The sequence below is a fragment of the Oceanobacter kriegii DSM 6294 genome (assembly GCF_000422845.1).
Classification (GTDB): Bacteria; Pseudomonadota; Gammaproteobacteria; order Pseudomonadales; family Oceanobacteraceae; genus Oceanobacter; species Oceanobacter kriegii.
On the sequence record NZ_AUGV01000009.1, the window covers coordinates 62,046 to 75,697 of the forward strand.

A 13,652-nucleotide genomic window follows, 5' to 3' on the forward strand; every position below is an offset into this window, starting at 1 on the left:
ATGAGGTTTCTGGCGGCCGTTTGGACGCAAATCTGGATCACGCTGGTGGTCGGGCTGGTATTACTGGCTCTGTACACCAGCATTGGTCGCCAGTTGATCCCGCTGGTAGAAACCTGGCGGCCGGACGTTGAGCAACAGCTGTCACAGCTGTTGGGACAACCTGTGTCCATCGGTCAGCTGGAAGGCGACTGGCGCTATTTATCGCCGGTGATCCGGGTAACGGACATTGAAGTTGGCCCGCTGGATCACCCGCTGCGGCTTCAACGTCTGGAAGCCGAGCTCGACGTCAGTGCTTCAGCCTTCTATCAGCTACCGGTCTTCAAGCGCATTGAGGTGGATGGCCTGCAAGCCGACGTCCGCCGCACCGACGATCATCAATGGTTTTCCGGCGACTGGCAGTTGCTGCCGCTGCCTGAAGGCAATACTCAGGATAGCGTTCCTCGCGACAGCCGCAGCTCCGCCGAAGCCAGGCCTGACAGCCGTCCGCTGTGGGCCAGATTGCTGGAATTGCAGCAAATGGTGGAGCTGGAAAACTGGCAGATCAGCGTCACCAATCCCGACGGCAAACTCGATCACCTGAACATCAATCAGTGGCTGTGGCGGCATCAGGGCAATAGCCAGTCGGTGCGTGGCCATATTTCCTGGGGCCGTCAGGAACTGGCGGATATTTCCATCAATGCTGCGCTTACCGGGCAGGTTTGGCCGTGGCAGTCGCAAAACGGCGAAGTGGTTGCCTACGTTGAACCACAAAGCTGGACTCGTTGGATTCCGGACGACTTACCCATGGGATTGCAGTTCAAGGAACTGGATGCTGGTGCCGAAGTGTGGCTGACCGTGCGTGACGGTGTCTTACAGAAAGTGTACGCCGACCTGGCGTTAAGCCACCTGAATCTGGTGACCAACGAAGAGCCGCTGGAGCTCGACAGTGGTCGCATTCAGATTGGCGGCGAACTGGATGGCAACGACTGGCACATGCGGGTTAAGCCCCAATTGGGCGATTCCGTGCCGCTGGACGACTTCACCATCAGTCTGATTCAGCTGGATGAATCCTCTTCACACCAGCGTGGCTGGCAGTTGGGACTGGCTGAGCTGCAACTGGGCGACGCGGTCGATTACCTGCTTGACCACGGACTTCTGCCAGCACCGTTCGACCAGTATCTGGGCAATATTCAACCCGGCGGTGTGGCGCAGGACATTCGGGTGTCGGTGCTGCCCGGCGAGCTGGAGCAACTGGATGTTCGTGCAGAGATTCGTGATGTACATGGCCTTAGCTACCGTGGCATTCCCGGAATACAGGGGCTGAACGGCAGCCTGCATTTGCAGCCCCGCCGCGGCAAGATTCGCTTTAACGACGAAGACGTAGTGGTCGACCTCAAGGGTGTATACGACCAGCCTTGGGATATGGATGACCTCTCCGGGGTGTTCAGTTGGCAAATTGAGCCGGATGCTTCCAAGGTTTGGCTCAGCGACATCAAAGCCCGCTGGAATCATTTGCACCTGCGCAGCGAACTGAGCCTGTTCCTGCCGTCGCGGGCCTCTGGCAAGCCGCAAACCCTGAGCCTGCTGTTGGGCTTGCCGGACGCCAGCATTCACGACCGCAGCCGCTTGTTGCCGGATTTGCTGGAACCCGAACTGAGCAACTGGCTTGGCACCGCCTTGCTGGCGGGGGATTTGAAGAACGGTTCACTGGTATTGAACGGCGAGCTGGAAGCCGATCGTCCGGCCAATAGCCTCACTACGCAACTGTACGTTGATGTTGACCACGGCGAGCTGGAATACCTGCAAGACTGGCCAATCATCTACAACCTCAAGGGCCGGGTGCTGGTGAATGCGCCATCGGTGGATGCCTGGGTTGAGCGTGGCCGAACGCTGGGCGGTAATTTGCAGCCCAACAGCACCCGTATTCGTATTCGTAATCAAACTGGGCAGCCAACCCAATTGAAAGTTGCTGGCAAGCTGGCAGGCGACAGCAGCGAAGCCATTCGTTATTTCACCGACACACCGTTACAGCAAATGCTGAACCACACCTTCGACGAGTGGCAGGCACAAGGTCCACTGACGGCTTCGCTGCAGCTGGATATGCCATTGGGGTCAGAAGATGCCGCACCGGATGTGCATCTGGAAGCCGAGCTGGAAAACAACCGCATTGCGCTCAACGATCTGAACCTGACGCTGACCCGGGTGACCGGGCCGTTTGAGTACGACTCCAACAGCGGTATTCAGTCGCCGGAATTCACCGCCTCGGTGATGGGCGGCGATGTGTATGCGCGACTGGAATCGACAATGACCGGTGCCGACGGTGCCTTCAAGGCCAACTTGCACGGCCGCGGTGATGCCAGCGTGGCGGCCTTCAAGCAATGGATGCCGATGTTTCTGCTCGACCCGCTGTCAGGCACCCTGAACTACGAGGCCGACCTGAACATCAACACCGGCTCTGGCGATGTGGTATTCCGCCTCGACAGCAATCTGGCGGGTACTCAAATTGATTACCCCGCACCGCTGGGCAAGGCTGCCGACGATGCTGACCACAGCCTCAATGTTGAAGTACGGCCGGGGCGGGAAACACGTATCTCGCTGAACTACGACAACCGCATTCGCGGGGTGTTTGCCCTCGACGATGACGGGGTGGATCGCGGTCAGGTATATCTGGGTGGCAGCAAGCCGTTCCTGCCGAGCGACAGCGGCATTGAGGTTCGGGGTCAGATCGACAAGCCGGTGGTTGCCGAAGACTGGTGGGCCATGTGGCAGCGTCTGTTGCCATTGGCGGAAGCGGAATCGAGCCAAAGTGCCCCGGCAACTTCGCCTGATACGTCTGATTCATCCGCAACAAACCCGGATCAGGGTAGCGCAGAAGCCCGTCAAGCGGCGCATTCTGAAAATCCGCTGCGATTGGTGGACTTGCAGTTCAACAACATCGACGCCTGGACGCTGCCAACCGGCAACGCCCATCTGGTCGCTACCCAGCAATGGGGCGAGTGGAACGTCAGCATCGACAGCAAACTGGGCAAGGGCACTGTGGTTATGCCTGCCGATGACAGCCCGGTGCAAATTGCCATGGACTACATCCATATTCCCCAGTCCGAGCAAGACGTGGATGTCAGCAGCTCGGCACAAGCAAATAAGGATGCTGGTAAGCCCAAACAGGTCGTGCCGCTGGCGCAAGTGCTGGCTGACGATACCCTTAAGGATTTGCTGCCGTCCGACTTGCTGCCAATGGACATTGATCTGAAAGAGATCATGCTGGGGGGCTGGAATTTTGGTTCCTGGAACCTCAGTAGCCGTCCGATTGATCAGGGCGCGGCCATTACCGTTAATGACTCCAACCTCAAGGGGCTGCACATCACTGGTGATGCCCGCTGGCTGGTGGATGCCAACGGACATCTGACCAGTCTCGATCTGATGCAAATAAACGGCAGCGACATTGGCAAGATTCAGCGGGCCTTCCGACAGGACCCGATGATTGAAGGCAAGCGTCTGAAGTCCACCGCCAGCCTCAGTTGGCGTGGCTCGCCGATGGCGTTTAATCCACAAAGCCTTAACGGCCTGGTCTCTGTACGGATTGAAGACGGCAGCTGGAAAACCGAAGGCGCAGGGGCGTTGAAAGCCTTTGGCGCACTGAACGTGAATTCCATTTCACGGCGCCTGCAGCTGGATTTCTCCGACCTGTACCAGTCCGGTATTGCCTTTGACGTGACCAAGGCCAAGGCCAAGGTCGAGAACGGCATGATGACCTTCACCGAGCCACTGGTGGTCGACGGCCCTGGTGCCAAGGTGCTGGCGTCGGGCTCCTCCAATCTCAGCACTGAGACGCTGGATATGAAACTGGCGGTGACCTTTCCTGTCACAGGATCACTACCATTGGTTGCCGTATTGGCGGGCTTTGCCGCCCCGGTGGCCGGTGCCATCTACGTGACGGAAAAGCTGATCGGTGATGAGCTGGAACGCTTCACCAGTGCCAGTTACGATGTGACCGGCACCTGGGGCAAGCCGAATATGAAAATTCGTGAAGCCTTCGATAACGAGGTTGAAGGCAAGCGAGTGCGCTCATTCAAGGATCGTTTCCTGAGCATCTTCGGACTGGAGGAATCAAAATGAGCCGTGTTGCTGCCATTCAGATGAGCAGTCAGTCAGACCCACAACAGAACTTCGAGCAGGCGCTGACGCTACTGAAGCAAGCCAAAGAACAGGGTGCTGAGCTTGCGCTGCTGCCGGAAATGTTTCTGTCGATGGACGGCAAGTGTTATCAGGAACTGGCCGGTGACCTGGCCTGGCTCGACACGTTGGGCAATACCGCCAAGGAGCTGGGGATGTGGATTGTTGCCGGTGCTGTACCGCAACGTGACCCTGACCCGGCGGAAACCCGGGTACGCTCAGCCTCACTGGTGTTTGATGACCAGGGTGAACTGGTGGCGCGATACGACAAGATTCACCTGTTCGACGTCGCTGTCGGCGATGCCCAGGGCAGCTACCGCGAGTCTGAACGCTTCTGTCCCGGCGATGAGGTCGTGGTGGTCGATACCCCGGTCGGCAAACTCGGCCTGACCATTTGTTACGACCTACGCTTTCCGGAACTGCACCGCCAATTGCGTGAAAAAGGCGCTGATATTATCTCGGTGCCTGCGGCGTTCACCTACAAGACCGGCGAAGCCCACTGGGAGCCGTTACTGCGCGCCCGTGCCATTGAAGAACAGGTTTACGTTGTTGCCGCCAACCAATGTGGCTGGCACGACGACAAACGCCAAACCTGGGGGCATTCCTGCGTGATTGATGCCTGGGGCAAGGTGCAGCAGAGCCTCGAACACGAACCCGGTGTGGTGGTGGTGGACATCAACCACGATCAAATCCAGACCGTCCGTGACAGCATGCCGGTGCTTGGCCATCGGCGGGTTTGAGCCTGTAGCTTGCATCGCTTTGTGGGAGGCAGCTTGCTGCCGAAACAGTTAATCAAGCACGTGTAGCTATCTTAGGCTATCGAGAGCAAGCTCTCTCCCACAGTGATTGTTTGAACCCGGGTTCACGCCTCGGATTGCTGCCGGAATTGCTTCGGCGATAGCCCTGTCTGGCGCTTGAAAAAACGCGTGAAATAGGCCGGGTCGGCAAACCCCAGTTGATCGGCAATCACGCTGATGGGCTGAATGGTGTAGCTCAGCCGTCGGCTGGCTTCCAGCGTCAGCCGTTCATGTACCAGCGCCAGCGCATTTTTCCCCAACTGCTGTTTACAGAGACTGTTCAAATGTGGGGCGCTGACCCCAAGCTCGTTGGCGTAACTTTCCACCGTCCGTTGGCGGGCATAATCCCGATTCACCAATTGGTTAAACCGTTGCAGATATTGGCTGGCGCGGTACTGCTGTGGCTGGCTGTGCGCGCCGCTGTGTTGCTGCTGGTGGAGGTGCTGCTGGCGCTGCAGTGTCAGTAGCAGCAGGTTTAACCAACTTCCCAACGCCAGCGCCCGCTGAGGATCGGCGGTGTTCTGGTACTCCTCACACAAGCCCTGAAAGTAACCGGCGAGCAGCAGGCAGCCGGGTTCGTCTTCAATAATCTGCGTGTGTTGCAAAACCCGTTGCTGATCGTCCAGTTGCGCCAGCAGCGAGTGGCTGAGTGACAGCACATAGCCTTCGACGTCGTGGCTCCACAGGAAGTCGTGCACACACAATTCGGTAATCACCATCACCGCCGGAGCGCTGATTTCCAGACTTTCGCCATCGATATTGGCATCGCCGCTGCCACGGGTCAGGCAGAACAATTGAGTCAGGCCGTGGTGGCGGTGAGGCTTGATGGTGAACTGGTGTTCACGGCTGCGAATGCTGAGCGGTTCGCAATGCATCAGGTCGGCGGAAAAGCCACTGGCGGCTTCGCCGTAGTAGTGAACGACGGGGATCTGGATCGCAGGGGTGATCTCGGGAGCTGTCATATCGAACCTTGATACACGTCAGTTTTTGCCGTTGGCCTGATTATGGATATTCGAAATGTACAAATATGGCATCGAAAGATCCATGTTTTTAGGCGGTTTTATGATGAAAACTGCAATCCTGATATCGAGCAATGACCACCACGAATAAGAAACTGACCGGAGGTAATCCATGAGCTGGCAAGAGCACGATTACGACAGTATTCCGGGGACTTACGTCTTTGACGGCCAACGTTCCCACTCAGGCTACAACCTCAATCGCATGGCGTATTCCTTTATCCACAAGCACAACCGCGACGAATTTGAAGCGGATATGGATGCTTACTGCCGCAAGTACCAGCTCAGTGACGAGCAGCGCGAAGCGGTGCTGGCCGGGGATTTCCTCAAGCTGATGCACCTCGGCGGCAATGTGTATTACCTCGCCAAAATCGCCGTTTTCCATGGCCTGAGCGTACAGGATGCTGGTGCTGCGTTTCATGGCATTACCCGCGACCAGTTTATTCAGATGCTGGCCAACAACGCCGAAGGTTTTGAAGACAAGTTGAAGCAGGAAGGAGGATTCTGGCATGGCTAAGATCATTGCGGGTTTGACCACATCTCATATCCCGGCCATTGGCAACGCCATTGCCGGTGGGCTGGAGCAGGACGAATACTGGAAGCGCTTTTTCGACGGCTATGAGCCGGTTAAAAAGTGGCTGGATGAGGTGAAGCCGGACCTGGCCATCGTGGTGTACAACGACCATGGCCTGAATTTCTTCCTCAACCAGGTACCAACCTTTGCAATGGGCTGTGCTGACCAGTACCAGAACGCCGATGAAGGCTGGGGTATTCCGGTACTGAAGCCATTTCAGGGCGATGCGGCTTTTTCATGGCATGTGGCGGAAAAGCTGATCAACCAGGGTGTGGATATGTGCACCTGCCAGGAGATGAAAGTCGATCATGGCTTTACCGTACCGATGCAGCTGTTCTGGCGTCACCACGGCGATTACCCGCTGAAAACCCTGCCGTTTGCAGTGAATACCGTTCAGCATCCGCTGCCAAGCGCTCGTCGCTGTTATGAAGTGGGGCAGGCGTTGCGGACAGCGGTCGAAAGCTACCCGGAAGACATGAAGGTGGTGATTATCGGCACCGGTGGCTTGTCGCACCAGCTGCAGGGTGAGCGCTCAGGTCTGATTGACGTTGAATACGACATTGAGTGCATCAACTCCGTGATCGAAAACCCGGAGTGGCTGTGTAATCAGTCCAACAGCGAAATCATGGAAAAAGCCGGTACCGAAGGCATTGAAGTGATCATGTGGATGGTGATGCGCGGCGCGCTGCCAGAGAACGTGAATGTGCTGCACAAGCACTACCATGCACCGATCTCCAATACCGGTGCCGGGGTGTTGTTGCTGACGCCACAGGAAGATTGATTCCCGTTGGGAGATAAGTGTTTGGGCTCAAACCCGCGTTTGTTGCTGTGGTTTCCACAAAGGCATTCGCGGGTTTTTATTGCTTGGAGTCTCGTAGGCTGGGCGAGCCTTCAGCCTACAAGCTGACGTGTAGGAGGGAATTTATTCCCGATGATGGTTATCGCGAATAATACTGCGTGCCGCGATTCGCTCTTGCAATAATGCAAGATCTTAGGTTGGACCATGCCCAACCGCTGCTGGGCGGGGCCCAGCCTACGCTTGGTGTGTCTTTGATGGTGATGGGCACGAGTGCCCATCCTATTCTTTTGTAGGAGGCAGCTTGCTACCGATGGTTTATCGAGAACAAGCTCTCTCCCACACTATTGTCCAGACCCCAGAGGCTGTGCGCCCCGCCTAGATCTCAGACTCGTAGGTTGGGCCATGCCCAACCGCTGCTTGGCGGGGCCCAGCCTACGCTTGGTGTGTCTTTGATGGTGATGGGCACGAGTGCCCATCCTATTCTTTTGTAGGAGGCAGCTTGCTGCCGATGGTTTATCGAGAGCAAGCTCTCTCTCACACTATTGTCCAGACCCCAGAGGCTGCGCGCCCCGCCTAGACCCCAGACACCAGACAACTGACAACTGACAACTGACAACTGACAACTGACAACTGACAACTGACAACTGACAACTGACTTCAGACTGAATTATTCCGTCTCGGATTTGATCAGCTGGAACAGCGCCTTGTAGCTTTTACCCGGTTTGCCGTTTTCGCCCTGCACTTCTTTCTGGGCGTTACGGACCAGGTTGCGCAGTTGCTGGCGGTCGACCTGTGGGTATTGCTCGATGAATTCATTCAGCGCCTTGCCGTCAGCCAGCAGGCGGTTACGCCACATTTCCAGTTGGCCCTGACGGCGGCCATAGGCTTCGCTGGATGGGTCTTGCATATCAACAAACTGCTGAATGGCGTCGACGTCTTCGTCACGCATGACTTTGCCGATGTAGTTCAGGTGACGTTTACGGGCACCAAACTGTTTGATGCGTTTGCTTTCGTTGAGGGCGGCCAGCAAGGTGTCGCTGATCGGCAGCTGCTTCCAGAGCGACTCCGGCAGTTGGGTCAGCTTTTCGCCCAGTGCCTGCCAGCGCTCCATTTCACGCTTCATTTCCGATTTGCTGACCAGCTCGTATTCTTCTGGCTGTTCGTCAAAGGCATCGTAATCAAAGTCGCTCATACAGGTCTCGCAAGGTCATAGGGGCTGGTGCAGCGATGGCTGCACCTCGAAAAACCACAGTCGGGTTTGACGGTATTAAAGATAGAAGAGGGTCGCCAGACCCAGGAAAGACATGAATCCTACCACATCTGTCACTGTGGTCAGAATAACACCACCAGCAAGGGCCGGATCGATGCCGCGGGCCTTGAGGATCATCGGCAGCGCTGCACCACTCATGGCCGCGGCCAGCAGGTTGATGAGGATGGCAGCTGCCATAATTACCGAGATACCGGCATCGCGGAACCAGACGTAGGCCAGCAAGGCAATCACCACCGCCCACAGCACGCCGTTAAGACCGGCAACCGCCAGTTCGCGGTTAAACAGCCATTTGAAGTTGGCACCGCTCAGGTGACCCGTGGCCTGGCCTCGAATCACCAGCGTCAGCACCTGGCTGCCAGCGATACCACCCATGCTGGCAACGATTGGCATCAAGACGGCCAGTGCTACTACGGCTTCGATGGTTTTGTCGAACAGGCCGATCACAGCGGACGCAATAAAGGCGGTAATCAGGTTGATACCCAGCCACACGGCCCGGCGCTTGGTGGTTTTCATCACCGGCGCAAAGGTATCTTCCTCGTCGTCCAGACCGGCCATACTCATCAACGAGTGGTCGGCGGTTTCACGGATTACGTCAACCACGTCATCGATGGTGATACGGCCGAGCAGCATGCCGTTGGAGTCCACTACCGGGGCGGATACCAGGTCGTGGCGTTCAAACAGTTTCGCCACTTCGGTTTCATGCTGGGTGGCCTGAATCACGTGGCCACCGGTGGACATTACTTCCCGCACGGTTTGCTGCGGGTCGCTGACCAGCAGTTTGCGGATTGGCAGCATGCCGATGTATTCGTTCTGACGGTTAACCACCAACAGGTTGTCGGTCATGTCCGGCAGCGACTGGTGACGGCGCAGGTAGCGCAGTACCACGTCGAGGGTAATATCGGCACGGATGGTGATGGTATCCGTGTTCATCAGACCACCGGCGCTGTCTTCCGGATAGCCAAGAATGGCTTCTACCCGGGCGCGGTCCTGGTGGTCCATGGAGTCCAGCACTTCCTGAGTCACACGCTCAGGCAGCTGCTGCAGAATGTCGGCAACATCATCCGTTTCGAGGTCGGACGTAACGTCAACAACCTCTTCGGCGCTCATGTCGCTGAGGAATTGGCTCTGGATGTCGATCGACAGATGCTGGATTACATCACCTTCGATCTCCTTGTCGACCATCTCCCAGATGACCGCACGGGCCTTCGGTGGAGAGGATTCGATCAGATGGGCTACGTCGACCGGCGCAAGGCCAGAGTTGATGATTCGACGCACCTTGGCCATGGCACCGGATTCCAGCGCTTCATTAAGGCTATGGAGTTTTGCTTTTGCCTTTTCGCTGAGTTCTGCCATGAGGATTCACCGCCAGTAGGGATGGCATGATTTTAGCCTGAAAGCTCAGACCTTGCCATGTACAAGAGTTGGAAATTACTACCGAAATAGTCGCTATCAGATTGAAATAAAAGAATTATTTCAGAAGAGAGTTAGAGCGGAAAAAGGGCGAAAGTTCACTCGCCCTCATCGAATTTGCGGTTGATCAGATCGCACAGAGCATCCAGTGCGGCTTGCTCGTCATCGCCTTCAGCGATGATCTGGACATCGGTGCCTTTGCTGGCTGCCAGCATCATGACGGCCATGATGCTTTTGGCATCCACCATGCGGTCGGGGTAGCCCACTTTCACGGTGCTGCCGTAAGCGGCGGCGGTGGACACCAGTTTGGCAGCAGCACGGGCGTGCAGGCCAAGGCGGTTAATAATGGTGATCGTGGTCGAGACCATCCATGAAACTCCTGATAGTGCGGGTTAGCTGTGACCGAGGCGGTTCAGTTCGCGGTGGCGAACCTGAACGTTACTGAAGCGTTCACGGAAGGCTTCGGTCAGGCGTTCGGACAGGTATACCGAGCGGTGTTGACCACCGGTACAGCCAATGGCGACGGTGAGGTAGCTACGGTTGTTCTGTTCGAATCGTGGCAGCCAGCGTAGCAGATAACTTTCGATGTCGGTGAACATTTCGTTGACCTCGTCCTTGCCGGACAGAAAGGTGCGAATCTGTTCATCCTGGCCGGTAAACGGCCGCAGTTCCGGTTGCCAGTATGGGTTCGGCAGGCAGCGTACGTCGAACACAAAATCGGCGTCCAGCGGGATGCCTTGCTTGAAGCCAAACGACTGGAACAGTACCGCCATGTCCGGTGTGCTTTTGCCGGCAACGCGCATTTTGATCAGCCCGCGCAGGTCATGCACCGACATGCTGGTGGTATCCAGCGTCAGATCGGCCATGTTGGCCACGGGGCCCAACAGTTCGGTTTCGCGGTCGATGGCTTCGGCCAGCGAAATGTTGTTGTCTGTTAGTGGGTGTTTACGACGGGTCGAGCTGAAGCGCTGCAACAGCACTTCTTCGGTGGCGTCGAGGAAGACGATGTCGAGCTGACGATAGTGCTGTGGCAGCTCGGTCAGTACCTCGGTGAGGTGCTCAATGTCGTCCGGCAGGTTACGAACGTCCACGCTGACCGCGACGGATGAACGCTTTTCGGCGCTGCAGGGAAGTTCTGCCAGGGCTGGCAGCAGGTCGACGGGGAGGTTGTCGATGCAGTAGAAACCCAGGTCTTCCAGCACGGCCAGGGCGCTGGATTTACCGGAACCGGAGCGACCGCTAATGACGACCAGACGCATAACCTGTCTCCAGTGGTTGTCGGTGGCTGAGTGACTGGTTCGGCTACCCGTCAGGACAGGGCAGCGTCGAACAGGGTGCGGTTGCCAGAGGCGTCTCGCAGCTTCTGACGGTAATCGGCCTGGCTGAAGTTTTGCGCCAGCGTGGCCAGAATTTGCAGGTGTTCGTCGGTGGCTTCTTCCGGCACCAACAGGGCAAACACCAGATCGACCGGCTGGCGGTCGATCGAGTCGAAGTCGATGGCGTCGTTCAGGTGCAACAGCACGCCAACGGCTTCGTTACATTGCGGCAAACGGCAGTGGGGGATAGCGATGCCCTCGCCGATACCTGTACTGCCAAGGCGCTCGCGCCCTAGCAGTCGTTCGAACACTTCATCCGATGAGCTATCGCTCAGTTCTTCCGCAACCAGACTGGAGATGAACTCCAGCAACTTCTTTTTGCTTGAAACCGTCACGTCATTGATGGTGCGTTCCGGGGTCAGGATATCGGCGATTTGGAGGGTCATGCGTTAGCCTTGTCCGTGCTGTCGTGCAACCAGTTTCTCTTTGTGTTTAAGCACCTGACGATCCAGTTTGTCGGCCATCAGGTCGATGGCTGCGTACATGTCGTCGTGAGTCGCCGTTGCGTTGATGTCGGCACCTGCTAAGTGCAGGGTACCTTCGGCAATCTTGCGATCCTTCTCGAGCTTGAGAATAAACTGACCCGACGTGATGTCGGCGTGGCGCTCCAGGCGCACCAGTTTTTCTTTCACATAGGCTTCCATGGCTTCCGTTACTCCAACGTGTTGGCCACTAATAGTGATGCTCATAAAACGGCTCCTCCTTAACAGATCCAATATTGAGACTAGACCTGTTGTTGACATCAGATCAACTGTTTACGTTCGTTTGATGGTGGAATCATCATGGCTTCACGGTATTTGGCGACGGTCCGTCGCGCCACCTGAATGCCTTTTTCGCTCAGCATGGTGGCAATCTTGTTGTCACTCAGTGGCTTACGCGCGTTTTCTTCGCTGATCAGTTTCTTGATCATGGCGCGAATAGCGGTCGAGGAGCACTCTCCGCCGGTGTCGGTGCTGACGTGGCTGGAGAAGAAATACTTGAGCTCGAAAATGCCTCGTGGGGTGTGCATGAATTTCTGGGTGGTGACCCGTGAAATGGTGGATTCATGCATGCCAACGGCTTCGGCAATGTCGTGCAATACCAGTGGTTTCATCTTTTCTTCGCCTTCTTCGAAGAATTCGATCTGGTATTCAACAATTTTGGTCGCCACTTTCAGCAAGGTGTCGTTGCGGCTTTGCAGGCTCTTGATGAACCAGCGGGCTTCTTGCAGGTGGTCTTTCAGGAAGGTGTTGTCGGAACTGCTGTCAGAGCGGCGCACCAGCGAGGCGTAGTCGGCGTTGACGCGCAGTTTCGGCGCGATGTCGGGGTTCAGTTCGACGCGCCATTCATCGCGGATGTTGCGCACGATGACGTCGGGGACAACGTATTCGGATTGTTCGCCGCTGATGCCCGCACCCGGTTTCGGGTTGAGTTCCTTGATCAGTCGCAGCACCGCCTTGAGGTTGTCTTCCTTCAATTTGGTTTTGCGCATCAGGGTCGGGTAGTCACGGCTGCCCAGCAGATTGATGAAGTCGCTGATCACCAGCTGCGCTTCGGCCAACCAGGGGGTTTCTTTTGGCAGTTGCGCCAGTTGCAGCAACAGGCATTCGCGCAGGTCGCGGGCGAACACCCCGGCTGGGTCGAACTGTTGCAGGCGTTTCAATACCGCAACGACTTCTTCCTGTTCCACCTCGGATTCCGGGTCCATGGCTTCGACCACGTCTTCGATGGTGGTGTGCAGGTAGCCGTCTTCGTCGACACCGTCGATCAGCATGGTGGCAATTTCGCGGTCGACGTCGCTCATGGGTGTCAGGTTCAGCTGCCATTCCAGATGACCTTGCAGGTCGTCGGTGGTGGCATGACGGGAGTCGTAGTCGAAATCATCGTCACCGGAAGGACCTGGGCCTGCGGCAATGCTGGCGGTGGTCTGGAAGGTGTCGTCCCAGTCGCTGTCGACCGGCAGGTCGTCCGGCATTTTGTCGTCAGACCATTGGTCGCCCAGTTCCTGGGTTTCCGGTTCCGGCGTGCTGGCAGTGACTTCGGTTTCGTTATTGTCGTTGTTGCTGCTGGCTTCGGAGGAGAAGTCTTCGTTCTCGGACTCGTCGTGTTCCAGCATGGGGTTGGAGTCCAGGGCTTCCTGGATTTCCTGTTGCAGATCCAGAGTCGACAGTTGCAGCAAGCGGATGGCCTGTTGCAGCTGTGGCGTCATGGTCAGCGACTGACCCATTTTTAACTGAAGCGATGCTTTCATACTGCGCTACTGTTCATCAATGATCGGC

The 13,652-nt window shown here is 56.7% G+C and carries 12 protein-coding genes; 4 read left to right on the forward strand and 8 right to left on the reverse strand.

Translation table 11 applies throughout. The annotated features are described in order from the left end of the window. Both G516_RS0107820 and G516_RS0107825 read left to right on the forward strand, forming a co-directional pair. Nucleotides 1–4,095, forward strand: coding sequence for a YhdP family protein (locus G516_RS0107820; protein ID WP_028293179.1), 4,095 nt, complete (start codon nt 1–3; stop codon nt 4,093–4,095). Continuing rightward, nucleotides 4,092–4,892 (forward strand): carbon-nitrogen hydrolase family protein, encoded by an 801-nt coding sequence (locus tag G516_RS0107825; protein WP_028293180.1) that lies wholly within the window; start codon nt 4,092–4,094, stop codon nt 4,890–4,892. Before G516_RS0107820 ends, G516_RS0107825 begins: the two co-directional genes overlap by 4 nt. 122 nt (nt 4,893–5,014) lie before the next feature. On the opposite strand, the gene G516_RS0107830 is transcribed toward G516_RS0107825, so the two are convergent. Continuing rightward, nucleotides 5,015–5,911, reverse strand: a complete 897-nt coding sequence (locus tag G516_RS0107830; protein ID WP_028293181.1) for a helix-turn-helix domain-containing protein — start codon at nt 5,909–5,911, stop codon at nt 5,015–5,017. 169 nt (nt 5,912–6,080) lie between these two features. Between G516_RS0107830 and G516_RS0107835 the strand changes: the two genes are divergently transcribed. After that, on the forward strand, nt 6,081–6,482 hold the full coding sequence (locus G516_RS0107835) for a protocatechuate 3,4-dioxygenase (protein WP_028293182.1): 402 nt from the start codon (nt 6,081–6,083) through the stop codon (nt 6,480–6,482). Beyond that, the gene (locus G516_RS0107840) at nt 6,475–7,320 is read left to right on the forward strand and encodes a class III extradiol dioxygenase family protein (RefSeq protein ID WP_028293183.1); all 846 of its coding nucleotides are present in this window, start codon (nt 6,475–6,477) and stop codon (nt 7,318–7,320) included. The genes G516_RS0107835 and G516_RS0107840 overlap by 8 nt, the downstream gene beginning before the upstream one ends. Nucleotides 7,321–8,005: 685 nt before the next feature. Here the strand turns inward: G516_RS0107840 and yjgA are convergent. The 7 genes from yjgA to G516_RS0107875 all read right to left on the reverse strand — a co-directional run bounded on the left by yjgA (nt 8,006) and on the right by G516_RS0107875 (nt 13,624). Beyond that, nucleotides 8,006–8,530: a ribosome biogenesis factor YjgA gene (yjgA, locus tag G516_RS0107845; RefSeq protein WP_028293184.1), complete on the reverse strand. Its 525-nt coding sequence runs from the start codon at nt 8,528–8,530 to the stop codon at nt 8,006–8,008. A 75-nt stretch (nt 8,531–8,605) separates the two neighbouring features. After that, nucleotides 8,606–9,961 (reverse strand): magnesium transporter, encoded by a 1,356-nt coding sequence (gene mgtE, locus G516_RS0107850; protein ID WP_028293185.1) that lies wholly within the window; start codon nt 9,959–9,961, stop codon nt 8,606–8,608. A 155-nt stretch (nt 9,962–10,116) separates the two neighbouring features. Further along, nucleotides 10,117–10,386 carry an HPr family phosphocarrier protein gene (locus G516_RS0107855; protein WP_028293186.1) on the reverse strand — a complete coding sequence of 90 codons (270 nt, stop codon included), beginning with the start codon at nt 10,384–10,386 and terminating at the stop codon, nt 10,117–10,119. Between the two features lie 24 nt (nt 10,387–10,410). Beyond that, entirely contained in the window at nt 10,411–11,277 is an 867-nt protein-coding gene (gene rapZ, locus G516_RS0107860) for an RNase adapter RapZ (RefSeq protein WP_028293187.1), read from the reverse strand. 50 nt (nt 11,278–11,327) lie between these two features. Continuing rightward, complete coding sequence (gene ptsN / locus G516_RS0107865; protein ID WP_028293188.1) at nt 11,328–11,780, reverse strand: PTS IIA-like nitrogen regulatory protein PtsN; 453 nt, start codon at nt 11,778–11,780, stop codon at nt 11,328–11,330. Nucleotides 11,781–11,783: 3 nt separating this feature from the next. Next, the gene (hpf, locus tag G516_RS0107870) at nt 11,784–12,083 is read right to left on the reverse strand and encodes a ribosome hibernation-promoting factor, HPF/YfiA family (protein WP_028293189.1); all 300 of its coding nucleotides are present in this window, start codon (nt 12,081–12,083) and stop codon (nt 11,784–11,786) included. Nucleotides 12,084–12,136: 53 nt separating this feature from the next. Next, nucleotides 12,137–13,624 (reverse strand): RNA polymerase factor sigma-54, encoded by a 1,488-nt coding sequence (locus G516_RS0107875; protein ID WP_036535262.1) that lies wholly within the window; start codon nt 13,622–13,624, stop codon nt 12,137–12,139. Between the last annotated feature and the right edge of the window lie 28 nt (nt 13,625–13,652).

Bases quoted from the DNA above. Each gene is read 5' to 3' on its own strand.
- G516_RS0107820 (WP_028293179.1), top strand. From the start codon at position 1: ATGAGGTTTCTGGCGGCCGTTTGGACGCAAATCTGGATCACGCTGGTG.
- G516_RS0107825 (WP_028293180.1), top strand. From the start codon at position 4,092: ATGAGCCGTGTTGCTGCCATTCAGATGAGCAGTCAGTCAGACCCACAA.
- G516_RS0107830 (WP_028293181.1), bottom strand. From the start codon at position 5,911: ATGACAGCTCCCGAGATCACCCCTGCGATCCAGATCCCCGTCGTTCAC.
- G516_RS0107835 (WP_028293182.1), top strand. From the start codon at position 6,081: ATGAGCTGGCAAGAGCACGATTACGACAGTATTCCGGGGACTTACGTC.
- G516_RS0107840 (WP_028293183.1), top strand. From the start codon at position 6,475: ATGGCTAAGATCATTGCGGGTTTGACCACATCTCATATCCCGGCCATT.
- yjgA (WP_028293184.1), bottom strand. From the start codon at position 8,530: ATGAGCGACTTTGATTACGATGCCTTTGACGAACAGCCAGAAGAATAC.
- mgtE (WP_028293185.1), bottom strand. From the start codon at position 9,961: ATGGCAGAACTCAGCGAAAAGGCAAAAGCAAAACTCCATAGCCTTAAT.
- G516_RS0107855 (WP_028293186.1), bottom strand. From the start codon at position 10,386: ATGGTCTCGACCACGATCACCATTATTAACCGCCTTGGCCTGCACGCC.
- rapZ (WP_028293187.1), bottom strand. From the start codon at position 11,277: ATGCGTCTGGTCGTCATTAGCGGTCGCTCCGGTTCCGGTAAATCCAGC.
- ptsN (WP_028293188.1), bottom strand. From the start codon at position 11,780: ATGACCCTCCAAATCGCCGATATCCTGACCCCGGAACGCACCATCAAT.
- hpf (WP_028293189.1), bottom strand. From the start codon at position 12,083: ATGAGCATCACTATTAGTGGCCAACACGTTGGAGTAACGGAAGCCATG.
- G516_RS0107875 (WP_036535262.1), bottom strand. From the start codon at position 13,624: ATGAAAGCATCGCTTCAGTTAAAAATGGGTCAGTCGCTGACCATGACG.